This is a genomic window from Methylobacterium sp. SyP6R (assembly GCF_019216885.1).
Classification (GTDB): Bacteria; Pseudomonadota; Alphaproteobacteria; order Rhizobiales; family Beijerinckiaceae; genus Methylobacterium.
Map to the genome: position 1 here is coordinate 3,356,082 of NZ_JAAQRC020000001.1, position 22,260 is coordinate 3,378,341.

Below are 22,260 nucleotides of genomic sequence, written 5' to 3' on the forward strand. Positions count from 1 at the left end.
CCATCATCGCGCGATGCGCGCAAGCGGCAGGTCATGCGACCGCAGCGCGAATGCCTGTCGCGCCCTTGCCGTCCCGCGCCGAGCTTGCGGCGGGCGGCTGCCGGGCGGACATACGGGAGGCACCGGGCGGGGCGCGCCGCTGCCCGATCGAGGAGAGGTGTGATGCTGTTCAACCCCGACGACCTGCCGCTCGCCGGCATCCGCGTGCTCGACCTGTCGCGGGTGCTCGCCGGACCCTGGTGCGCGCAGGTGCTGGGCGATCTTGGCGCCGACGTCATCAAGGTCGAGCATCCCGAGCGCGGCGACGACACCCGCGACTGGGGCCTGAGGACCGGCGCGACCAACACCTCGTATTTCGACAGCGTGAACCGCAACAAGCGATCGATCGGCGTCGACCTCGCCGACCCGGACGGTCTCGCCCTGGTGCGGGACCTGGCCCGGCAGGCCGACGTGGTGGTGCAGAACTTCAAGACCGGCGGCGCCGACCGGCTCGGCCTCGGCTACGCGGCGCTCGCGGCCGAGAACCCGCGGCTGATCTACTGCTCGGTCTCGGGCTACCCCGCCGACGGGCCGGAAGCCGCGCGGCCGGGCTACGACCTCGTGGTGCAGGGCGAGGCGGGGCTGATGTCGCTCAACGGCGAGGCCGGGCGCCCGCCGCTCAAGTTCGGCATCGCGGCGGTCGACCTGTTCACCGGCCAATACGCCGCGCAGGCCGTGCTCGCCGCCCTGTTCCAGCGCGAGCGCACCGGGCGGGGCCGCCTGGTGGAACTCGCCCTGTTCGATTGCGGGCTGGCGATGACCTCGTATTACGGCCTCGAGACGATGGTACGGGGGCACGATGCCGACCGCTTCGGCAACGCGCATCCGTCGATCGTGCCCTACGGCGTGTTCGAGACCGGCGATGGGCCGATCGTGCTGACGGTGGGCAACAATGCGCAGTACCGCCGCTTCTGCGAGCAGGTGCTGGAGCGGCCCGACCTCGTCACCGATCCGCGTTTCGCCACCAATCTCGACCGTTCGAAGAACCGCGCCGTCTTCGTGCCGTTGATGGAGGCGGAGCTGGGCAAGCGGAGCCGGGCCGATCTCCTCGCCCGGCTCGCCGCCGCCGGCATCCCCTGCGGCGAGGTGCTGGGCCTGCACGAGGCGCTGACCTCGGAGCGGGCGCGGCGGGCCGGCCTCCTCCAGCCCCAGGGCGGGGAGGCGATCGCCGAGGCGCATGTCCTGGTGCCGCCCTACCGGCTCGACGGCCGCCGCCTGCCGGTGCGCCGCATGCCGCCGGCCCTCGGCGGCGCGGACGGCGAGATCCGCGAGAGCCTGGCCGCCGGCGAGGGGGGCGAATCGATCGGGGGAGTCCGCTCCCGTGGGCCCTGGCCGGCGACCGGCGCGGGATGCTAAGCCGTTCGCCCATAAACAGGGAGGATACCCGATGGACGCCACCGAACTGCGCTCGCTCCAGGCCCCGATCAAGGACCGCTACCGCGGCGATCCGGAGGCGGCCGTCGTCACCCTGACGGCGCAAGGCTCGCTCGATGACGGCGGCATCGCCTGCAAGGTCGAGACCGGCCGGGCGCTGGCGGTAGCGGGCCTGCATCCGGCGAGCGGCGGATCGGGCGCCGAGCTCTGCTCCGGCGACATGCTCCTCGAAGCGCTGGTGGCCTGCGCCGGCGTGACCCTGAAGGCGGTGGCGACCGCCCTGGAGATCCCGTTGCGCAAGGGGCTGGTCAAGGCCGAGGGCGACCTCGATTTCCGCGGCACGCTCGGCGTCGACAAGGGGGCACCGGTGGGCTTCCGGGCGATCCGGCTCAGCTTCGAGGTCGATTCGGACGCGCCGCAGGAGAAGCTCGATCAACTGCTCAAGCTCACCGAGCGCTACTGCGTGGTGTTCCAGACCATCAACCAGAAGCCGCAACTGGACGTGGTGATGACGCGGGGGTGAGGGGAGAGCCCGGAGGGGGAGCCGAGCCAGGATGCCCGCTCTCGAGCAGCTCTGTTCCATCCCATCCGCGACCTCATCCTGAGGTGCTGGCGATCGAAGATCGCATTCGAACGGAGTGAGCCTCGAATGAGGGCTCCGGGGATCTGAGCGATTATTGGAGCCATCCTCCGATGCCAGTCGATTTTCAATCGACTGGCATCGGAGGATGAGGGCGAGGTCTGGACAGAGAGGCTCGATACATCGAACCGCACCCTCAGCGCATCGCCTCGCGCTGCGCCAGTGTCGTCGGTGCGCCCGATTTCTGGATCAGCCCGTCGATCTGGTCGCGCTGGCGGCGGAACTCGGCGAGGAGCCGTCCGTCGAGCTCGCGGCCGCGCGGCACGCGGATCTTCATCGGGTCGACGAAGTGGCCGTTGATGATCACCTCGTAATGGAGGTGCGCGCCGGTCGAGAGGCCGGTCGAGCCGACATAGCCGATGATCTGGCCCTGGCGCGCCTTGGCGCCGGCGCTGACGCCGCGGCCGAACCGCGACATGTGGTTGTAGGTGGTGACGTAGCCGTTGGCGTGCTGGATCTCGACCCGGCGGCCGTAGCCCGAATCCCACTCCGCCTTGATGATCGTGCCGTTGCCGGCGGCGAAGATCGGGGTGCCGATCCGGATCGACCAGTCGACGCCGGTATGCAGCTTGGCGTAGCCGAGCACCGGGTGCCGGCGATAGCCGAAGCCGGAGCTCATGTTGCCGTCGGCGACCGGTTTGCGGATCAGGAACTTCTTGAGCGACCGCCCGGCCTCGTCGAGATAGTCGACGCTGCCGTCGTCGGGCGACTGGAAGCGGTAGATCCGCCGCGATTCGCCGCCGAGATTGAGGGCCGCGAACAGGATGTCGGGCCGCTCCGCCGAGCCGCCGGATTCCTCGTCGTAGGTATAGAACAATTCGATCCCGTCGCCGGTGGCGACGCGGCGCTGGAAATCGACATCGTAGCCGAAGATCCGCACCAGGTCCTCGACGGTGGAGCGCGGCAGGTCGTGGCGCGCGGCGGTCTCGTACAGGCTGGCATAGAGGCGCGCGCCGGTGCCGCCGTCCTCGTCGTCCTCGGCCTCGGGCTTGGCGGCCGGCTTCTGCGCGGCGCCCTCCGGCACCGGCGGGGCCACCGACACGAAGGCGCCGCGGTCGTTCATGGCGGCGATCGCCTCGACGCCGGATTCGCCGTAGAGGATCACCCGGGTCAGCTGGCGCGGATCGCCGGCCCGGGGCCCGGGGCCGACCTGGAGCCGCATCTGCTGGCCCTCGCCGACCGCGCCGGAGCGGACCCGGGTGCCCAAAGCCGCCAGGATCGGGCGGATCTGCTCGTCGAGGCCGCCATTGGCCTTCAGCACGCCTTCAAGAGTCTCGCCGCGCTTGATCGCGACGTCGCGATCCTCGACCAGCGGCGCGTCGCGCTCGCGCTCCATCTTGGCGAGGTCCGTGACGTTCTCGCGCATCACCCGGACCTCGATCGACTTGAACGGGCCGGACGCGCCGCCGAAATCGCCGCCGCCGTCGAGGCCCGGCAGCGTCGCCATGCTGCGCAGGGTGCGCGACAGCATCAGCTGGGGGGCGATCGGGAGCGCCGCGCGCCGCCCGGCCTCGGCGGCGAGGCGCCGCTCCTCCTCGATCTGCGCCGCCACGTCCTCGTCCGAGAGGGCAGGGGAACCGGTCGGCACCGCGAGGTCGCCGAGATCGCGCTTGACCACCGATACCTCGGCATCCGGCGCGTCCGCGTTCGTCGCGGCCTGCGCCTCCGGGGCGCGGTCGTTGCCCGGATCGGCGAAGAAGCGCATCGGATCGAAGGCTGGAATGTCGGTCGCCGCCATCCCGGCGGTGGCCGAGAGCGCGGTGGCGATCCGCACGAAGGGCCGGACCTTGATGATCTCGCGCTCGCCGGCCCTCAAGGTCACCGGGGCCTTGAAGCTCTGCTTGGCGAGCGCCACCATCGGGTTGCGCACCAACCGGTCGCCCTTGCGGGCGAGGTTGGTGCCGCCCTCGCTGGCGACCGGGCGGGGCGCCACGGTCACGGCCTGCGGCAGCTCCGCGAAGGTGATCTCGCCCTGCAGCGAGACCCAGATCGCGGAGCCGATCAGGCCGGCGCCGGTCATGCCGGTGAGAACGCAGGCCGTGAGCCAGCGGAGATTCACGTCGCGCCGGTCGGAACGGGGCGAGGCGGCGCCCGAGAGGTCGAGCGGCGGTTCGCGGCCCGGATCGGCGGACCGGCCGCGGGGCGCCTGCTGGGATCCGACCGGGTCGAGCCGCGCGCGCTTCACCGTCTCTCCTTCGCTCATCCGTTCCGGCGCCGCCGCGGACGAGCCACGACGGCGGAAGGACGCTTCGGTACGCTTCCGCAGCGCCGCGACCATGCGTGGCCCAGGCAGGGAAATCAACGGCGGGCGGGAGGCGGTCCCCAACCGGCGTCACGCTCCGATGCGGTCCTTGTGCGAGGCTGTCTCTCCGGTGCCAGCATGTCAGGATTGAGGCGTCGGGATCGGGGCGCGCGGCGCCGTCCCCGGCCCGGCCCGTTTTGCCGCAGATCGTGTCCCATGGCCGCCGCCGCGGCCCGGACCAGTTTCGTTCACGCCCCGGCTTGCGGTACGATTCCTGCACGACGGTTTCGCCACCCCGCTCCGGGAGTTCTCCATCATGCGTCGTCACGCCGGCCTCGCCGCCGCCCTGCTGCTCCTCTCCTCCCAGGCCGCCCTGGCGCATCCGGGCCACGGCGACGCCGCCGGGCTCGCGCAGGGCTTCGCCCACCCTTTGAGCGGGGCGGACCACCTGCTCGCCATGGTGGCGGTCGGCCTGCTGGCGGCGGCGCGGGGCGGGCGGGCCCTCTGGGCGGTGCCGCTGGCCTTCCTCGGCATGATGGCGGTCGGCGGGGCGCTCGGCGCCGCCGGGATCGCGCTGCCCTTCGTCGAGGCCGGGATCGGCCTGTCGGTGGTCGCCTTCGGCCTCGCGGCGGTGTTCGGCGCCGGCCTGCCGCTGGCGGCGGCGCTCGCCCTCGTCGGGGCCTTCGCGGTGTTCCACGGCCATGCCCACGGCGCCGAGATGCCCGAGAGCGCCTCCGGCCTCGCCTACGGACTCGGCTTCCTCGCCGCGAGCGCGCTGCTGCACCTCGCCGGGATCGGCCTCGGGCTCGCCGCCGGCCGCGTCGCGCAAGGGCGCGCGTTGCCCTTCGCGGGGGCCGCGGTCGCGGTGGCGGGCGTGGCGGTGCTGGCCGGCGGCGTCTGACGGACCGGACGGCCGGGGATCGACGACCGGGGGGGCACGCGGCGGCCCCGGTCAGCCCGGATTGACCGCGGTCGCGAGCCAGCAGGCCGCGCCGAGGCTCACCGGGCGCTCCGCCGGCATCGCCCGCCGCAAGGCCGCCACGGCCCGCTCGTGTAAGGCCGGATCCTCGATCTCGCGCAGGAGCCCGGCGATCGGCCCGACGGTGGCGGAGAAGCGCGCGGCTTCCTCCGCGTCGGCCCCGATCGCCACCGGATGGTCGATGGGTGCGACCGCGGCGCTCGCGAAGCCCACCTCTCCCAAAAGCGCGACCAGCGCGTCCCCGTCCGCGAACCGGAACGGCCCCGGGCTTCCCGGCGGCGACGGAGCCGGCTCGGGCACCACGCTCAGCACCGCGCCGCGCGGCACGCTCACCCAGGGATTCTCGGACAGCGCACGCCAGCACAGGATCGCGAGGCGCCCGCCCGGCCGCAGGGCCCGCCGGATATTGGCAAAAGCCGCGCGCGACTCCTCGAAGAACATCACACCGAACCGTGACAGCGCGACGTCGTGTTCCGGTGCGAAGGGATGTGTCTGGGCGTCGGCCTCGATCCAGGTGATCGCCGCGCCGGTGGCCGGCCGGGAGCGGGCCCGGGCCAGCATCGGCCGGGACACGTCCACCGCCGTCACGGCCCCGCCGGGCCCCGTGCGCGCCGCCGCCAGGAGGGCGGTCTCGCCGCAGCCGCAGCCGATATCGAGCACCCGCTCGCCGGGCGCCAAGCCCGCGCCGTCGAGCAGGGAAGCGGTCAGGGGCGAAAAGACCCGGTCGAGCTCCGCCTGCATGTCGGCCCAGCGGGTGCCGACATCGCCGTTCCAGTACTCGGCCTGGGTGATCGGCTCCGGCATCGGCGGAAACCCTCGTCGTCTCATGGCCGTTCCGCCGACGCTACACCGGCGCGAGGGGAGAGGCGAGGCCGGATAGCCTCGGGCCGTCGATCAGGTCGTTTTCCTGGGCCGCCCGCGCCGCCCGGATGGGGCGGGGGCGCCCTCGCCGCCCTCGGCTCCGCGCAGGCGGCGGCGGCCGAGCCCGCTGTTCTTGGCGAGTTCCGAGCGCTGCGAGGCGTAAGTCGCCGCGACCATCGGGTAGTCGCGCGGCAGGCCCCATTTCTCGCGGTATTGCTCGGGCGTGAGGCCGCGGCCGGCGAGGTGGCGCTTGAGCGTCTTGTAGGGCTTGCCGTCCTCGAGGCTGATGATGTGGTCCGGCGTCACCGTCCGGCGGATCGGGATCGGCGGCTCGGGCTTCGGCGGCTCGGGCGGAGGCGGCGCCATCAGCTGGGTCAGGGTGGTGTGGATGGCGCCGATCATCGGCGGCAATTCGTTCGGCGGCACCGCATTGTTGGACACGTAAGCCGTGATGATCGCGGCACACAAATCGACGACGCGGTCACCAGAGCCATTCTCTTCGACGTTCATCGCCCCACCCCGTCTGCATTCGCGATAAAGAATGCATGACAACGGTCAAACGTCAAACAGACTGCGCGGCCATGGAGGTTAATCCTGTGGACGTAACCGTTCTTCATCAGTCAACCGCGATGCACGGCCACTAACTTATGTTTACGGATGAGGCTACGCTCTTCGATGTAGGACGCCGGGACGGAACGACCGGCGGGGCCGCGTCACGCCACGGTCGGGCACGGCCGAAACCGCGCGAAGCGTTGCGCGAGGACCGGCAGGACCGAGAGATTGAGGAGCGTCGAGCTGGCGAGCCCGCCGAGGATGACGATCGCCATCGGCCCCTCGATCTCGCGGCCGGGCTCGCCGGCGCCGAGCGCCAGGGGCAGGAGGCCGAGGCCGGTGACGAGCGAGGTCATCAGGATCGGCACCAGGCGGTCGGCGGCACCCTCGATCGCGGTCGCCCTGCTCCAGGGCCGCCCCTCGACCAGCACGAGGTGCTCGTAATGGGCGATCATCATGATGGTGTTGCGCAGCGAGATGCCGAACAGCGTCACGAAGCCGACGATGACGCCGAGGGAGACGAGGCCGCCGGTCGCGGCGACCGCCAGCACCCCGCCGACGATGGCGAAGGGCAGGTTGACGAGGATCAGCATCAGGTTGGCGACGGACCCGGTGACGACGGCCAGCAGCAGCAGGATCCCGAGCCCGGCGAGGCCGGCATAGAGCGCGAGATCGCGGCGGGCCTGGGCCTGCGCTTCGCCTGCACCGCCGATGCCGACATAGACGCCCGGCGGCAGCGTCACGTCCCGGTCGATCTTGCGCTTCACCGCCTCGGTGAACGAGGCGATGTCCCGGCCCTCGACGTTGACCGTCACCACCCGCACCCGCTGCGCCCCGTGATGCGCGATGGCGTAGCGCCCCATCGTCTCGTAGACGTCGGCGATCTGCGCCAGGCGGATGGTGCTGCCGCCGGGCGTGCGCAGGGGCAGGTCGCCGAGGCTCGACAACCGCGAGCGGGCGGCAGGAGCGAGGACGACCACGACGTTGAAGACCGCGTTGCCTTCGTAGGACTGGCCGACCGTGTCGCCCTGGAAGGCGGTGCGGGCGAGTTCCAGCACCTCGACCGCGTCGAGGCCCCAGTGGCGCAGGTCGGCGGAGCGCAAGGCGATGGTGATCTGCGGCAGGCCGGCGGGTGAGCGGAGCTGGATGTCGGCGGCTCCCCGGACCTCGGCGAGTTCCCGCGCCACGTCCCGGGCCGCCGCCTCGATCCGGTCGAGATCCGCCCCGTAGACGCCGACCACCACAGGCGCCGTGAAGCCCGACACCACCTCCTCGATGCGCTCGGTGAGGAAGGTCTTGAGCGAGAAGGTCGCGCCGGGAGTGGCCGCCATCAGCGCGCGGATTCCCGCCTCGGCCCGCTCCTGGGCCTCGCCGTCGAGGCCGGGCGCGAGGTCGATGTGGATCTCGCTCTCATGCGTCCCGCCGAGATCGTAGCCGGCTTCGGCCCGGCCGACCTGCTGGGCCACGGCCCGCACCCCGGGGACCGCCTTGAGGCCGGCCGTGACGCGGCCGCCGAGCCGCAGGGTCTCCTGCAGGGAGGTGCCGGGCGCGGTCGCCATGTGGAGGATGAAGTGCCCCTCCTTGAGGTCGGGCAGGAAGGCCCCGCCGAAGGACGGCACCGGGACCGCGCTGCCTGCGACCACGAGCAGGCTCACCAGGCCGACGAGGACGGGGTGCCGCGACAGGCGCTCGAGCAGCCGGACGTAGACCCCTCGCACCGCCCGGGTGACCGGCGGCTCCCGGGCCGGCAGGTCTTTTCGTCCGGCCAGCAGCAGGCGCGCGAGCGCCGGCGTGAGCGTGAGCGCCACGACCAGCGAGGCCAGCACCGCCAGGATGTAGGCCAGCGCCAGGGGGCCGAACAGGCGGCCGGGCACGCCCGAGAGCGCCAGCACCGGCAGGAAGACCAGCAGCACCGCGAAGGTCGCGTAGGCGACCGAGACCCGGACCTCCAGGATGGCCTCGATCACCACCCGGGCCTCCGGCCGGGGAACCGCGCGGCGCCGGTTCTCCCGCAGGCGGCGCATCGCGTTCTCGACGCCGATCACCGCATCGTCGACGACCTCGCCGATGGCGATCGCGAGGCCGCCGAGCGTCATGGTGTTGAGGCTCTGGCCGAACGCCCCGAGCACCAGGACGGCGCCGATGAGCGAGAGCGGGATCGCCGTCGCGCTGATCAGCGCGGTGCGCCAGTCGAACAGGAAGACCGCCAGCACCACGACGACGAGGATGCCGCCGAGCGCCAGGGCCTGCAATACGTGGCCGGTGGCCTGCGCGACGAACTCGGCCGGGCGGAAGAGGTCGTTGCGTAAGGTGATCCCGTCCTTCGTGAGGCCGGGCTGCAGCTCGGCGAGCGCCGCCTCGACGCCGGCCGCGACCTCGACGGTGTTGGTGCCGACCTGCGCGCCGATCATCATCAGGACGCCCGGCTTGCCGTCGACGAGCGCGCCGCTGATCGCCGGTTCCGGACCGGCGGCCACGTCGGCGACGTCGCCCAGCACCACGCTCGCGCCGCCCTCGTTGATCAGCACCGTGCGTGCCACCGCCGCCGGGGTCACCGCCTGCCCCTCGGTCTGCAGGGTGATGCGCTGGTTCACCGTGTCGATGAAGCCGGCCCCGCGGATGCCCGTCGCCCGGCGGCCGGCGGCGAGCACGTCGTTGAGGCCGAGGCGGAAGCGGATCAGGTCCTGCGGCCGGACCTGGATGCGGATCGACCGGACGTCGCCGCCATAGACCAGCACCTCGCCCACCCCCGGCGCCGCGAGGAGCCGCAGGCGAACCCGCCAATCCGCCACCGTTCGCAGCTCCATGAGCGAGCGGGTCTCGGAGGTGAGGCCGGCGAGCAGGATCGCGCTCGTCGAGGAGGTCAGCGCCGTCATCGCAGGCGCCGCCACGCCCTGGGGCAGACGGCCGGCGAGCCCGGCCAGGCGCTCGCCGACGAGCTGGCGTGCCCGGTAGATGTCGCTGCCCTGCCGGAAGGTCGCGACCACCACCGAGATCCCCTGGATCGAGTTCGACCGCAGGGTGGCAAGCCCGGGCAGGCCGTTGACGGCGCCCTCGACGGGCTGGGTGACCAGCACCTCGACCTGCTCCGGGTTGAGGCCGGGTGCCTCGGTCTGCACCGTAACGCTGGGCGGGGCGAATTCCGGGAAAACGTCGTACTTGGCCGCGCTCAAAGAGAGGAGGCCGTAGGCGACGAGCGCGAGCGCGAGGGCGACGACGATCCCCGGCCGGCGCACGGCGAAGGCCACCAGGGCGGCCTGAAGGCCTGCGGGCTTACCGGCCGGCGGCAGCTCGGTCGGGGTCGGATCGGGGGTGGTCACGCGGGGGCTGCTTTTTAATCGTCGTCGGTGTCGCCGGAGGCCTGGACCTGGCCCCTCAGCTCCTCGCTGAGCACCGCCTGCGGCCCGGTCACCACGATGTCCGCCTCCGGTCCGAGATCGTCGACCACGTAGCGGTCGGCGGAGATCGGCGCGTCGGCTTTGAGCGGATGCCGGGCGAAGGTGTCGGCGCCGACGCCGCGATAGATCCAGGCGCCGCCCTGCCAGTGGATCACCGCGCTTTCCGGCACCGCGATCCCGACGCTCTCCCGCGGCGAGGTGAGGAAGGCCTGCACGCTCATGCCCGGCAGGAGGCCGGCCTCGCCGGCGACGAGGTAATAGTAGCCGACGCCCTGGATGCGCTGGTCGGTCCGGGTCGCCGGCGAGACGAAATGCAGGGTCACCCGCTCGCTCTGGGGCGGCACTTCGGCGGAGGCCGTGGCCGGGGGCGGCTTCATGGCCTCGCCGGAGGGAAGCGTCACCTGCACCAGGAGGTCCGCCCGCTCGATCAACCGGGTGACGAGGGGGGACCGCTCGACGATCGCCCGGCCCAGCACCGGCCCCCATTCCTGCTGCGCGGTGGCGGCGAGGGTCCGCAGCTGCGATTCGGCGGCCGCGACCGCCGCCTCGTCGGTGTGCACGCTGCCCTCGACCGTCTCCAGCTGCGCGCCGGCGACGACCTTGGGGCCGAGGCTGCGCGCCCGGCGCAGGGCGCCGGCGGAGACCTCTGCCCGGGCCCTGGCGGTGCGCAAGGAGGCGACCGCCCCCGCATAGCTGTTGGTCAGATCGGTGATGCGGGCGGGATCGAGGACGCTGCCATAGGCCAGGATCTCGATCCTGTGCGGCTGCGCGGCGAGACGGTCCGTCACGACGCCGATGCGGGCGCGCTCCTCGGCGGTCAGCCGTACGGCGACGCGGCCGCTCTCCGGCAGGAATCGGGTCCGCCCCTGGCCCGGCGCCGGTCCGGCCATGGCGGCGCAGGCGCACAGCACCAGCCCCGCGGACAGCACTGCCCGCCGCATCATCACGCCTCCCCCATGCCCGTCCGCCCTCGCGCGGAAAGCCGCTTTTGCAACGCCGCTTCTGCCCGGCTTTGCGCGAGCGGTCCACCCGAGGGGGAGAGCTCTCGACGCGCCCGCGGGCCGGCCGCCGCGGGACGGGGCGGCGACATCCTATTAGGATCGCCTCATCGAGCGGGGCCTGATGGTCCGGGAGACGAACCGATGGATGCCGCGACGCCGACCGACCTGACGCGTCTCCAGGACAAGGCCGCCGAGGCGGCGCACCTGCTCCGCCTCCTCGCCAACGAGAAGCGGTTGCTCATCCTGTGCCTGCTGATCGCCCGCGGCGAGATGGACGTGACGAGCCTTGCCAAGGAGGTCGCGCTGAGCCAGTCGGCCCTGTCGCAGCACCTCGCCAGGCTCCGCGAGGACGGGTTGGTCGCGTTTCGCCGCGAGAGCCAGACCCTGTATTACCGGCTGGAGGATCCCCGAGCCGCCCGGGTGCTGGCGACCCTCAAGGACATCTTCTGTCCCGGCCTCGGCTGACCGGGCCGTGCCGGGCGGACGTCTCCGTCTTGACGGTACATTAGACTTATCTAATTTAATATCGTCTCGTTCGAGGTGACGATGGGCCATCGGCCCCGCGGGCCAGGCGGTGCCCGTCGTTTCGACCCCGCGGCGATTCGGAGCGATCACCATGGACGGCTTCACGCCCCTCGGCGCGACCCTCGGCGGGGTCATGATCGGTGCGTCCGCCTCCCTGTTGCTGGTCCTCAACGGACGCATCGCCGGCATCAGCGGCATTCTCGGCGGGCTCATGGCCGCGCCCTCGCGCGACACCGGCTGGCGGGCCGGCTTCCTCGCGGGTCTCGTCCTGGCACCGCTCGCCTACGGCCTCGTCGCGAGCCTGCCCACGGTGACGGTCGGCGCCTCGTTGCCGCTCCTGGCGCTCGCGGGCCTGCTGGTCGGGTTCGGGGCGCGCCTCGGCTCCGGCTGCACCAGCGGCCACGGCGTCTGCGGCCTCGCCCGCCTGTCACCCCGCTCGATGGTCGCGACCGGCACCTTCATGGCCGTCGCCATCCTGACCGTCCTCGTCACGCGCCACCTCGCCGGGGCGTGAGCCATGGCCCAGACCGTCTCCGCCTTCGCCGTCGGCCTCCTGTTCGGCCTCGGCCTCCTCGTCTCCGGGATGAGCGACCCGGCCAAGGTCCTGGCCTTCCTCGATCTGGCCGGTCACTGGGACCCGAGCCTCGCCCTGGTGATGGCGGGGGCCGTCGCGGTCTCGGCCCTGGGCTTCGCGATCGCGCAACGCTGCGGCCGGCCGGTGCTGGCATCCCGGCTGGAGATCCCGACCCGGCGCGACCTCGACCCGCGCCTCGTCGCCGGTGCGGCGATCTTCGGTCTCGGCTGGGGCCTCGCCGGCCTGTGCCCCGGGCCCGCGCTCACGCTCCTGACGATCGTGCCGGCCCAGGCCGCGACCTTCGTAGCCGCCATGGTCGTCGGCATCCTGCTGGTCCGTCTGGTACCTTCCGCGACAGCGACGCCGTCCGAGCCCGGAACCGACGCGTGATACGACTTCCGGAAGATCGCTTCCTGAAGTCGTATCGCAAGCCCGCGACGGTGAAGCTTCGCCTCACACGCCTGAGCGAAGCCGATTTCCGCATCGCGAAGCGAGTGTCGGAAATCGTATGACGCAGGGCCTGCGGGCGGCCCGCAGGACGAGGGGCGGGCCCGGACGGGTTGCGCTGGATCAAGGCAGGGACCGGCCGTACGCCCAGAGTGGCCGCACCGGCCGCGGGGCGCCGGAGGCGGAGACCGGCCGATGCTGCGGGACGACGTGCGATCCTGGACCGCGCAGCGGGTCGGCGCGTCCACCGGCTCCAAAAACCGCCCCGGCACCTCCTCCGAGACCCGTCCGCCGGAGCTCCGGTTTCCCGGACCCGGCCCGTCCGGATTACCGGGTCCGGCGCCGATGTTCTGGACCCTCACGCCCGAGGCGTTGGGCGCCCGCCTCGCCTGCGGCCCGGACGGGCTGACGGTCGCGGAGGCGGGGCGACGCCTGGAGCGCCACGGGCCGAACCGCGACGCGGAAGCCCGGGTCGACGGTGCGGCGCGGGCGGTGCTGCGCCGGATGGGCGAGCCGCTCGCCCTCATCCTGACGGCGGCCGGCCTCGTCACCGTCCTCACCGGGGACTGGGCCGGCGGGGCGATCATCATCGCCATCCTGATGCTGTCGATCGGCCTCGACACGATCCAGGAAGGCCAGGCCTTGAGGGCGGCCGAGGCCCTGCGGCGCAGCGTGGCGCTCAAGGCGGAGGTCCGGCGCGACGGCGCCTTCCGCGTCGTCCCGGTCGACGAGGTGGTGCCCGGGGACGTGATCCGCGTCCGGGCGGGGGACATCGTGCCGGCGGACGCCCTGGTGCTGGCGAGCTTCGGCCTCACCGCCGGGCAGGCCGCGCTCACCGGCGAGCCCTATCCGGTCGAGAAGCGGCCGGGGCTGGTCGCGGCGACGAGCCCGGCCGAGGCCGTGAACGCGCTGTTTCGCGGCTCCGTGGCGCAGAGCGGCGAGGCGATCGCCCTCGTGGCCGCGACCGGCCGCGACACGCTGTTCGGTGCCGCCGCCGCCTCCCTGTCGGAGGAGGCGGAGCCGTCGCCGTTCCAGCGCGACCTGCGCGACCTCGGCCTCCTGATCGCCCGCCTGACCCTCGTGCTGGTCGTCGGGGTCATCGCCGTGCGCGTCGCCTTCGGGCGGCCGGTCGTCGAGTCGATGCTCTTCGCCGTGGCGCTGGCGGTCGGCCTGACGCCCGAATTGCTGCCGATGATCACCACCGTGACCCTCGCCCGGGGGGCGCTGCGGATGGCGCGGCGCAAGGTCATCGTGAAGCGCCTCGCCGGCATCCACGATCTCGGCGAGATGACGGTCCTGTGCACCGACAAGACCGGCACCCTGACCTCGGCCGAGATCACCCTGGCAAAGAGCCTCGACCCGGCGGGCGCCACTGCGGCCCGGCCGGCCCGGCTCGGCGCCGTGGCGGCGGCGCTCGGCGGCGACCGCGGGCCGCTCGACGCGGCGCTCACCGACGCCAGCCCGCAGGCGGCGACCGGCTGGCGGCTGGTCGGCCAGCGCCCCTTCGACTACGCGGAGCGGGTCGGATCGGTCCTGGCCGAGGGGCCGGAGGGGCGCCTCCTGATCGTCAAGGGCGCGCCGGAGGCCGTGCTCGCCCGCTGCAAAGCCCGGCGCGACGGCGAGGGGATCGGCGCGCTCGGCGAGCCGGAGCGCGCAGGCATCCTCGCCCGGGTCCACGGGCTCGCGGAGGAGGGCCTGCGCAGCATCGCGGTCGCATCCGGCACGGGCAGCGAGACCGCTCTCGTCTTCGAGGGACTCTGCGCCTTCGCCGACCCGCCGAAACCCGGCGCGGCCGCGGCGCTCGCGGCGCTCGCCGCCGCGGGCGTGCGGGTCAAGATCCTGTCGGGCGACGATCCCGTCATGGTGCGCCGCCTCGCCGGGCTCGTCGGGCTCGCCGCCGACCGGGTGCTGTCGGGGCCGGAGGTGGCGGGCCTGAGCGACGAGGCGCTCGCCGTCCAGGTGCGCGCGGTCGACGTCTACGGGCGGCTCAGCCCCGACCAGAAGGTCCGCATCGTCCGGGCGCTCCAGGCGGGCGGCGAGGTGGTCGGGTTCCTGGGCGACGGGATCAACGACGCGCCCGGCCTGCGGCACGCCGATATCGGCCTGTCGGTCGCGGGCGCCAGCGGCGTCGCGCAGGAGGCTGCCGACATGATCCTGCTCGCCCCGGACCTCGCCGTCGCGGCGGATGGCGTCGCCGAGGGGCGGCGGACCTCGGTCAACATCCTGAAGTACATCCGCATGGGGGCGAGCTCGAACTTCGGCAACATGCTGTCGATGGCGCTCGCGGCGGCGTTCCTGCCGTTCCTGCCGATGCTGCCGATGCAGATCCTGCTCAACAACCTGCTCTACGACCTGTCGGAACTCGGCATCCCGTTCGACCGCGTCGAGCCCGACGGCACGGCGCATCCGCAGGCCTGGGACCGGGGCGCGCTCCTGCGCTTCGCCGCCGTGATGGGCCCGCTGTCGTCGCTGTTCGACGGCCTCACCTTCGGCGTGCTGCTCCTCGGCTTCGGGGCGGGCCCGGAGGTGTTCCGCACCGCCTGGTTCCTGGAATCGATGGCGACGCAGATCCTGGTGATCGTCGTCATCCGCACCCATGGGCGGCCGTGGCGCGACCGGCCGGGCGCGGCGCTCGCGGCCTCCTCGCTGGCAGCCCTGACGGTCGCCCTGGCGCTGCCGTTCACGCCGCTCGCGGGCTGGCTCGGGTTCACGGCGCCGCCTCCGGCGATCCTCGCCGCGGTCGCGGCGATCACGGCGGCCTATCTGGCGGCGGCCGAGGCGGTGAAGCCATGGGCGATGGGACGGTGGGCGATGGGGCGGTGGGCGATGGGGCGGTCTTGCGCCTCCGCCGATCCCCGCGCCTGACGAGACGGGAGGAGACCGATGCCGGCAGGCCCGCAGATCGAGACCCTGGACTTCCTGACCCACCGGCTCGCGGGGGAAGGGCCCCTCGAGCGGATCGACACCCACGCCTCGGTCGTCCTCATGGCCGGCGACCAGGTGCTGAAGCTGAAACGGGCGGTGCGCTTTCCCTTCCTCGACTTCTCGACCCCCCGGCGCCGGCTCGCCGCGTGCCGGGCCGAGATCGCCGCCAATGCCCGTGCGGCGCGGCTCTATCGCGGCGTGCACCGGATCACCCGCGGCACGGAGGGCGGCCTCGCCCTCGACGGGCCCGGCCCCCTCGTGGACGCCGTGGTGGCGATGCGGCGCTTCCCGCAGGACAACCTGTTCGACCGCATGGTGCAGGACGGGCGCCTCACCCCGGCGCTGGTGACCGACCTCGCCCGGCGCCTCGCCGCGCTCCATGCCGAGGCGCCGGCGTCCAAGGCGGGCGGCGCAGCCGCGATGGCCGATCTCGTCGCGCTCGGCGACCGCAGCCTGCGGGCCTGCGGCCTCGTCCCCGACCGGGAGGTGGATGCGCTGACGGACCTTTTTCGGAGGCGGCTCGCCCGCCACGCCGACCGGCTCGACGCGCGGCGCCGGGAGGGGAAGGTCCGGCGCTGCCACGGCGACCTGACCTTGCGCAACATCTGCCTGTTCGAGGGCGTGCCGACGCCGTTCGATGCCCTCGAATTCGACGAGCGCCTCGCCACGATCGACGTGCTCTACGACCTCGCCTTCGTGGTGATGGACCTGTGGCATCGCGGCCGGCCCGACCTCGCGAACCTGCTGCTCAATCGCTACCTCGACGAGACCGACGACGCGCCGGATGCCGGCCTGATGCCGTTCCTGATGGCCGTGCGCGCGGTGATCCGCGCCCATGTGACCATGAGCCAAGCGACGGCGAGCCAGGCGACCGCGAGCGAAGCGACGGCGAGTGAGACGGCCGCGACGGCTGCCCGCCGCGAGGCGCGGGCCTATCTCGCCCTGGCGCGGGATCTCCTCGCCGAGCGGCCGGCCGGCCTGGTGGCGGTCGGCGGCTTGAGCGGGTCCGGCAAGTCGACGCTCGCGGCGGCCCTGGCGCCCGGGCTCGGTGCGCCCCCGGGCGCCCGGATCGTGAGCAGCGACCGTACCCGCAAGCGCCTGCACGGGGTCGTGCCGCTCACCCGCCTGCCGCCGGGCGCCTACGCGGCCTCGGTCTCCGAGCAGGTCTACGCGACGATGCGGGACGAGGCCGCCCGGGTCCTGGCGGGGGGGACCTCGGTGGTGCTCGACGCGGTGTTCGACCGGCCTGCCGAGCGGGAGGCGGCTGCCGGTTTGGCGGCCTCGTGCGGGGTGACGTTCCGGGGTCTCTGGCTCGAGGCCCCGCTCGCCACCCTGACGGCGCGCGTCGCGGCCCGGCGCAACGACCCGTCCGACGCCACGCCCGCCATCCTGGCCGCCCAGGCCCGGCGCGATTGCGGCACGATCACCTGGCGCCGCCTCGATGCGGGGCTGGCGCCGGAGAGGCTGGCCGGCGACGTGCTGCTTGCCGAAAACCTCGCCGGGGCGGCGGAGCCCGCCGTGCGCGCGGCCCTCGGTCGTGCGTCGGCATGACGGGACGCCGGGGAGCGCAGTCAGGCGACCGACGCCCTACAAGGGTCGGCCGGCGATCACCGCATCCGCCAGAGCGCCCCGATCAGGCCGAGATTGACCAGGGCGAGGGCGAGCAGCCACCACCAGAGCGGGCCCGCGCCGGCCTGGACGAGCAGGACCGCGCCGGCCGGCGGCGCCAGGGCCTGGGCGATCAGCCCGGGCCGTGCCAGGCGGCCGACCAGCAGCGGGTAGCGCTCCGGGCCGAACAGGGCCAGCGGCACCGTCCCCCGGGCGATCGAAGAGATGCCGTTGCCGCCGCCGTAGAGCACCAGCCAGACCCCCAGGCCGGGCACGTCCGCGGCGAGCAGGGCGAGGCCGAGCGCCACGAGGCCGAAGGCCGCGATCAGCGTCCAGAGCGGGTGGTGGCGGCCCTTGAACGCCATCTCGACGATCCGCGCGCCGACCTGGGCCGGCCCGATCAGCGCCCCGTAGGACACCGCCGAGGCGAGCGCGACGCCGCGCGCCTGCAGCAGGGTGACGAGGTGGACCGAGACCAGGGACATGATCGCTCCGCCGAGCACCAGCACCCCGGCGAACAGCCGGAATGCCCGCCGCTCGCGTGCCGAGAGCGGGCCGGCCGCCGCCGCGCGGGTCTCCGCCGTCGCCGGCAGCGCGGGGGTGGACGGGATGAACCCCAGTACCAGCGGCAGCGTGACCAGGAGATGCAGGCCGGCATAGGCCAGGCAGGCGCCCCGCCAGCCGATCTGCGCGACGAGGAGCGCCGAGAGCGGCCAGCAGACGGTGCTGGCGAACCCGCCCCAGAGGGTCAGCGCGGTGATCGCCGGCCGGGCCGCCGCGCCGTAGAGCCGGCCGAGGGTGGCGAAGGCCGGGTCGTACAGGCCGCAGGCCATGCCGAGGCCGAGGAGCAGCCAGCCGGCCAGGAAGACCGGCAGGACCGGCGCGACCGCCAGGGTGGCGAGGCCGGCCGCGAGGAACAGGGCCGCCGCGGCGAGGACCGGCCGGCCGCCACGGCGCTGGATGACCGCGCCGACATGCGGCGATGCGGCAGCGGCGACCAGGAGGCCGAGGGTCAGGCCGCCGACGATCCCGGCGAGCGGCCATCCGGTCCCGTCCGCGACCGGCCCGGCGAGGATCGCCGGCAGGTAGAACGACGAGCCCCAGGCCAGGATCTCGACGATGCCGAGGGCCGAGATGACGGTCAGGCGGCCCGGCGCACCACCGGGCTCAGGCCTCACGGGAGGCCGGCGCGAGCGCCGCGTTCCTCTGCGCCGCGCCTCGCTCGTACCAGCCCCGGCTGCGGTTCACGATCCACACCACCGACAGCATCACCGGGACCTCGATCAGCACGCCGACCACCGTGGCGAGGGCCGCGCCCGAGTCGAAGCCGAACAGGCTGATCGCGGCGGCCACCGCCAGCTCGAAGAAGTTCGAGGCCCCGATCAGCGCCGAGGGTCCGGCGACGCAATGCTGCTCCCCGGCCCAGCGGTTGAGCAGGTAGGCGAGCCCCGCATTGAAGTAGACCTGGATCAGGATCGGCACCGCCAGCAGGGCGATGACGAGCGGCTGGGCCAGGATCTGCTCGCCCTGGAAGCCGAACAGCAGCACCAGCGTGGCGAGGAGCGCGGCGAGCGAGACCGGGCCGAGGGCGCGCAGCAGCCGGTCGAGGGCCGCCTGCCCGCCGGAGGCCAGCAGGCTGCGTCGCAGGACCTGCGCCACGATCACCGGCACGACGATGTAGAGCACCACCGAGAGCACCAGCGTGCTCCACGGCACGGTGATCGAGGACAGGCCGAGCAGCAGGCCGACGATGGGGGCGAAGGCCACCACCATGATGCTGTCGTTGAGCGCGACCTGCGACAGGGTGAAATGCGGCTCGCCGCGGGTGAGGTTCGACCAGACGAACACCATCGCGGTGCAGGGCGCGGCGGCCAGGATGATGAGGCCGGCGATGTAGCTGGGGATCTGGTCCGCCGGCAGGTAGGGCTTGAACAGGACGCCCACGAACAGCCAGCCGAGCAGCGCCATCGAGAACGGCTTGACCGCCCAGTTCACCAGGAGGGTGACGCCGATCCCGCGCCAGTGCCGGCCGACCTGGCCCAGCGCAGCGAAGTCGATCTTGAGCAGCATCGGGACGACCATGAGCCAGATCAGCACCGCCACCGGCAGGTTGACCCTGGCGATCTCGGCCGCGCCGACGAGGTGGAAGAACCCCGGCACGACGTGGCCGAGCGCGATGCCGGCGACGATGCAGAGGGCGACCCAGAGGGTCAGGTAGCGTTCGAAGGTGCTCATGGTTCGATGAGGGTCCCGGGCCGGGCTTTCAGAGGGTGATGGGCTTGGTCAGCAGCGTGGCCGAGGCCGGGCACAATCCGGCCGCCTGGCGCGTGTTCCGGATCGTGGCCGGGGCCGATGCACGGTCGCAGGCGGCAAAGCCAAGCCGTTCGAAGAAGGCGCGGGCCTCGGGGGCGCCGGTCAGCGCGTAAGCCTGGCGCGCGCCCCGATCGGAGGCTCGCCGCATCAGCAGCGCCGCCAGGTTGCGCCCATGACCCCGGCCGTGGAGGCGCGGCAGCACGGCCAGCGAGCGCAGCAGCACGTCCGGGCCGTAGGGCTCGAACCCGCCCCAGCCGACGCCGTGACCGTCCAGCGTGGTATAGCGGAAGAACGTGCGGCCGGGATCGGCCAGGTCGGCCGTCGGCAGGCCCGCCGCCGCCAGAGCCGCCGCCAGGTCCGGGCTGTCGCCCGTGATCGGGAGGTCTCGGAGAAAGGGGGTGCCGTCGTCGCGGGTCGCGGTCGTCTCGGCGAGACCGTCCGGCAGGAGATCCAGCACCACGTCGGACGGGCGGCAGAGCTTCGCACCCTTGTCCGTCACCACGATGGGCCGATTGAGGAGGATCGGGTGTGCCTGGATCGCGGCGTGCAGCGCATCGTCGGACATGGCGGAATCGCCCAGCCCGAGGGCCGCATAGGGCGTCCCCCGCTCGCGCAGGACCGCGCGGACCGGCATGCCCATACGGTCGAGCAGAGCGACGAGATCCGGCGTGGAGGGCGGAGTGCTCAGGTATTCGATCACCGCCGGCTCGATACCGCAGGCCCGCAGGAGCTTGAGGGTGCTGCGCGAGGTGCCGCAACCCGGGTTGTGGTAGAGGGTGACGGTCATGCACGGGTCTCCTCGCCCTCCGGGCAGCAGGCGGTCAGCGCGGCGACCGCCGGTGTGCAGACCTCCGGCCGGCCCTGGCAGCAATCCTTCATCAGGAAGGCGATCAGGCCGGACAGGGCCGGATAGGCGGCGCTGTAGATGATCGAGCGCCCGTCCCGCCGCGAGGCGACGAGGCCGGCCTGCTCCAGCTCCTTCAGGTGAAACGAGACGGTGGAGGGCGGAGCCGCCACCCCGCCCGCGAGGGTGCCGGCCGCCACGCCCTCGGGGCCGGCCGTCACCAGGTGGCGCAGGAGGCGCAGGCGGGTGTCCTGCGACAGGGCCGCGAAGGCCTGGAGGGCTTGACGCTCGTCCACGTTTCTACAATCCTGGAAATATCGAAACGTGGGGTAGCACCGATGCTGGACGTTGCCAAGATGGACGCGACCTTGCCGACGCCGCCGGCTACCGAGGACATTCCCCTCGGCGCCTTGCTGGCCGCCTGCGACGCCGAGCCGGCCGCGCCCCTGGTCTTCTCGTACGAGGGCCGGACGATCCGCCCCGGCTACCACGTCACCGAGGTGAAGGCCGGGCAGTTCGCCGCCCTCGATTGCGGCGGCAACCCGGAATCCTGGTCGGAGATCTTCGTGCAGCTCTGGGACGTGACCGACGGCGACCGCACGCACATGAAGGCGGGCAAGTTCGCGGCGATCATCCGCAAGGTCTCGGAGCATGTCGGCCTGGATCTCGGCGCGCGCCTGACCTTCGAGGTCAGCGACGGCGTCGCCCCGATGCAGCTCCACGCCGCCGCCCGCCCGCGTCCGGCGGACGGGTCGCTCACCGTCGCCTTGGCGCCCCGCGCGGCGAGCTGCAAGCCGCGCGACCGCTGGCTCGAGGAGCAGAAGGCGGGCGCCTGCTGCAATGCCGGGCAGCCCTGTTGCGGCTGAACCGACGGCGCGGCCGGTGAGGCCGGGTCGATCGCGGCACGCCGAGAGCCCGTTCGCGTCGGCTGACCGCCGTGAAACCCTTGATGTCGTCCCGGGGCCGCGCAGCGGAACCCGGGATCCATAACCGTTGACGATGCAGGATGAAGCGGAACGTCGACCGCCATGTTCTTCGGCGTCAGCGGCTCTGGATCCCGGGCTCTCGTCTTCGACGAGACCCGGGATGACGCGGAGGGTGTCAATACTGACGATTTGATAAAGAAATCTCTCACAGCATGATCGGATCCGCGCCCCAATAGGCGACGAAGGTGTGGTCGCGCACGGCGACGACGCCCGGGATACCCTCCGCCGCGGTCACCAGGCCGCGGGCCTCGGCCTCGTTCGTCACCGCGCCCCAGAGATGCACGACCCCGTCGAGCACCGTGACGTTGCCCTCGGCCTTGTCGGTCCAGGGCTGGCGGGCGAGCTCGGCCAGCAGCATGTCGCGGATGCGCCGGTCGGAGAGGGCCTGGTCGGTGCCGGCTGCGGGCGCGGCCGGGACCAGGGTCGCGAGGGCCCGCACGAGGTCGCCGCGGGTCACGATCCCGACGATTCGCTCGCTCCCGTCGGGCCGCGCCTCGACGATCGGCACGCGGCGGATGTGCCGGCGCTCCATCAGCTCGACGATCTCGTGCAGCGGCGTCTCGGGCGCGGCCGTGACCACGGAGCGCGCCATCACGTCCCGGGCCAGCCGGCCGTGGGCGCCCCGGTAGGCGTTCGCCAGGGTCTCGATCGACGCGAAGGCGTCGAGCCAGCGGTTGCGCCGCCGCTCGGTGCCGAGTTCCTCGCGGTGGAGCAGGTCGGCCTCGCTCACGATCCCGACGAGGCGCCCGTCATCGTCCGTCACCGGGACGGCGCCGAACCGCTTCTCGACGAGCAGCCGGACGATCGCCCCCAGCGGCGTCTCGGGCGTCACCGTGACGACGTCGCGGTGCATGATATCGCGTGCCAGCATGGCATCCCTCCCGTTTGGGTCATGCGGCGATCCTGCGGCCGGCGGCGAGGGCCGGCTTTGATCCTGCTCAAACGTCGGCGG

Annotated in this window: 19 protein-coding genes; 9 read left to right on the forward strand and 10 right to left on the reverse strand. The window is 73.0% G+C overall.

Going from position 1 to position 22,260, the window contains the following annotated elements; all coding sequences use genetic code 11:
* The first annotated feature begins 162 nt into the window (after positions 1-162).
* Positions 163-1,395: a CaiB/BaiF CoA transferase family protein gene (locus HBB12_RS15560; protein WP_236990180.1), complete on the forward strand. Its 1,233-nt coding sequence runs from the start codon at positions 163-165 to the stop codon at positions 1,393-1,395.
* Positions 1,396-1,426: 31 nt separating this feature from the next.
* Positions 1,427-1,936: an OsmC family protein gene (locus HBB12_RS15565; protein WP_236990181.1), complete on the forward strand. Its 510-nt coding sequence runs from the start codon at positions 1,427-1,429 to the stop codon at positions 1,934-1,936.
* A 253-nt stretch (positions 1,937-2,189) separates the two neighbouring features.
* Here the strand turns inward: HBB12_RS15565 and HBB12_RS15570 are convergent, their stop codons facing one another.
* Entirely contained in the window at positions 2,190-4,256 is a 2,067-nt protein-coding gene (locus HBB12_RS15570) for a M23 family metallopeptidase (protein WP_236990182.1), read from the reverse strand.
* Positions 4,257-4,611: 355 nt separating this feature from the next.
* Here HBB12_RS15570 and HBB12_RS15575 point away from each other — a divergent pair, with 355 nt between their 5' ends.
* Positions 4,612-5,196 carry a HupE/UreJ family protein gene (locus tag HBB12_RS15575; protein ID WP_236990183.1) on the forward strand — a complete coding sequence of 195 codons (585 nt, stop codon included), beginning with the start codon at positions 4,612-4,614 and terminating at the stop codon, positions 5,194-5,196.
* Between the two features lie 51 nt (positions 5,197-5,247).
* On the opposite strand, the gene HBB12_RS15580 is transcribed toward HBB12_RS15575, so the two are convergent.
* From HBB12_RS15580 to HBB12_RS15595, 4 genes are all read right to left on the reverse strand, one after another.
* Positions 5,248-6,078: a class I SAM-dependent methyltransferase gene (locus HBB12_RS15580; protein ID WP_236990184.1), complete on the reverse strand. Its 831-nt coding sequence runs from the start codon at positions 6,076-6,078 to the stop codon at positions 5,248-5,250.
* A gap of 90 nt (positions 6,079-6,168) precedes the next feature.
* The gene (locus HBB12_RS15585; RefSeq protein WP_236990185.1) at positions 6,169-6,645 is read right to left on the reverse strand and encodes a Ros/MucR family transcriptional regulator; all 477 of its coding nucleotides are present in this window, start codon (positions 6,643-6,645) and stop codon (positions 6,169-6,171) included.
* A 203-nt stretch (positions 6,646-6,848) separates the two neighbouring features.
* Entirely contained in the window at positions 6,849-10,007 is a 3,159-nt protein-coding gene (locus HBB12_RS15590) for an efflux RND transporter permease subunit (RefSeq protein WP_236990186.1), read from the reverse strand.
* Between the two features lie 14 nt (positions 10,008-10,021).
* Positions 10,022-10,975 carry an efflux RND transporter periplasmic adaptor subunit gene (locus HBB12_RS15595; protein WP_442919365.1) on the reverse strand — a complete coding sequence of 318 codons (954 nt, stop codon included), beginning with the start codon at positions 10,973-10,975 and terminating at the stop codon, positions 10,022-10,024.
* A gap of 252 nt (positions 10,976-11,227) precedes the next feature.
* On the opposite strand from HBB12_RS15595, the gene HBB12_RS15600 reads away from it, so the two are divergent.
* From HBB12_RS15600 to HBB12_RS15620, 5 genes are all read left to right on the forward strand, one after another.
* The gene (locus HBB12_RS15600; protein WP_236990187.1) at positions 11,228-11,551 is read left to right on the forward strand and encodes an ArsR/SmtB family transcription factor; all 324 of its coding nucleotides are present in this window, start codon (positions 11,228-11,230) and stop codon (positions 11,549-11,551) included.
* Positions 11,552-11,702: 151 nt separating this feature from the next.
* Complete coding sequence (locus HBB12_RS15605; RefSeq protein ID WP_236990188.1) at positions 11,703-12,125, forward strand: YeeE/YedE family protein; 423 nt, start codon at positions 11,703-11,705, stop codon at positions 12,123-12,125.
* 3 nt (positions 12,126-12,128) lie between these two features.
* On the forward strand, positions 12,129-12,575 hold the full coding sequence (locus HBB12_RS15610; RefSeq protein ID WP_236990189.1) for a DUF6691 family protein: 447 nt from the start codon (positions 12,129-12,131) through the stop codon (positions 12,573-12,575).
* Between the two features lie 402 nt (positions 12,576-12,977).
* Positions 12,978-15,497, forward strand: coding sequence for a magnesium-translocating P-type ATPase (mgtA, locus tag HBB12_RS15615; RefSeq protein WP_236992793.1), 2,520 nt, complete (start codon positions 12,978-12,980; stop codon positions 15,495-15,497).
* Positions 15,498-15,515: 18 nt separating this feature from the next.
* Complete coding sequence (locus tag HBB12_RS15620; RefSeq protein WP_236990190.1) at positions 15,516-17,108, forward strand: bifunctional aminoglycoside phosphotransferase/ATP-binding protein; 1,593 nt, start codon at positions 15,516-15,518, stop codon at positions 17,106-17,108.
* 56 nt (positions 17,109-17,164) lie between these two features.
* Here HBB12_RS15620 and HBB12_RS15625 read toward each other — a convergent pair whose 3' ends face one another.
* From HBB12_RS15625 to HBB12_RS15640, 4 genes are read right to left on the reverse strand one after another with little or no spacing between them, the layout of a single operon-like run.
* The gene (locus HBB12_RS15625) at positions 17,165-18,343 is read right to left on the reverse strand and encodes an MFS transporter (protein ID WP_236990191.1); all 1,179 of its coding nucleotides are present in this window, start codon (positions 18,341-18,343) and stop codon (positions 17,165-17,167) included.
* Positions 18,333-19,400, reverse strand: coding sequence for an ACR3 family arsenite efflux transporter (gene arsB / locus HBB12_RS15630; protein WP_236990192.1), 1,068 nt, complete (start codon positions 19,398-19,400; stop codon positions 18,333-18,335). The genes HBB12_RS15625 and arsB overlap by 11 nt, the downstream gene beginning before the upstream one ends.
* A 28-nt stretch (positions 19,401-19,428) precedes the next feature.
* Entirely contained in the window at positions 19,429-20,265 is an 837-nt protein-coding gene (arsN2, locus tag HBB12_RS15635) for an arsenic resistance N-acetyltransferase ArsN2 (RefSeq protein ID WP_236990193.1), read from the reverse strand.
* Positions 20,262-20,618, reverse strand: coding sequence for an ArsR/SmtB family transcription factor (locus HBB12_RS15640; protein ID WP_236990194.1), 357 nt, complete (start codon positions 20,616-20,618; stop codon positions 20,262-20,264). Before HBB12_RS15640 ends, arsN2 begins: the two co-directional genes overlap by 4 nt.
* A 42-nt stretch (positions 20,619-20,660) precedes the next feature.
* On the opposite strand from HBB12_RS15640, the gene HBB12_RS15645 reads away from it, so the two are divergent.
* Complete coding sequence (locus HBB12_RS15645) at positions 20,661-21,188, forward strand: DUF6428 family protein (RefSeq protein ID WP_236990195.1); 528 nt, start codon at positions 20,661-20,663, stop codon at positions 21,186-21,188.
* A gap of 265 nt (positions 21,189-21,453) precedes the next feature.
* On the opposite strand, the gene HBB12_RS15650 is transcribed toward HBB12_RS15645, so the two are convergent.
* Entirely contained in the window at positions 21,454-22,179 is a 726-nt protein-coding gene (locus HBB12_RS15650; RefSeq protein WP_236990196.1) for a CBS domain-containing protein, read from the reverse strand.
* Between the last annotated feature and the right edge of the window lie 81 nt (positions 22,180-22,260).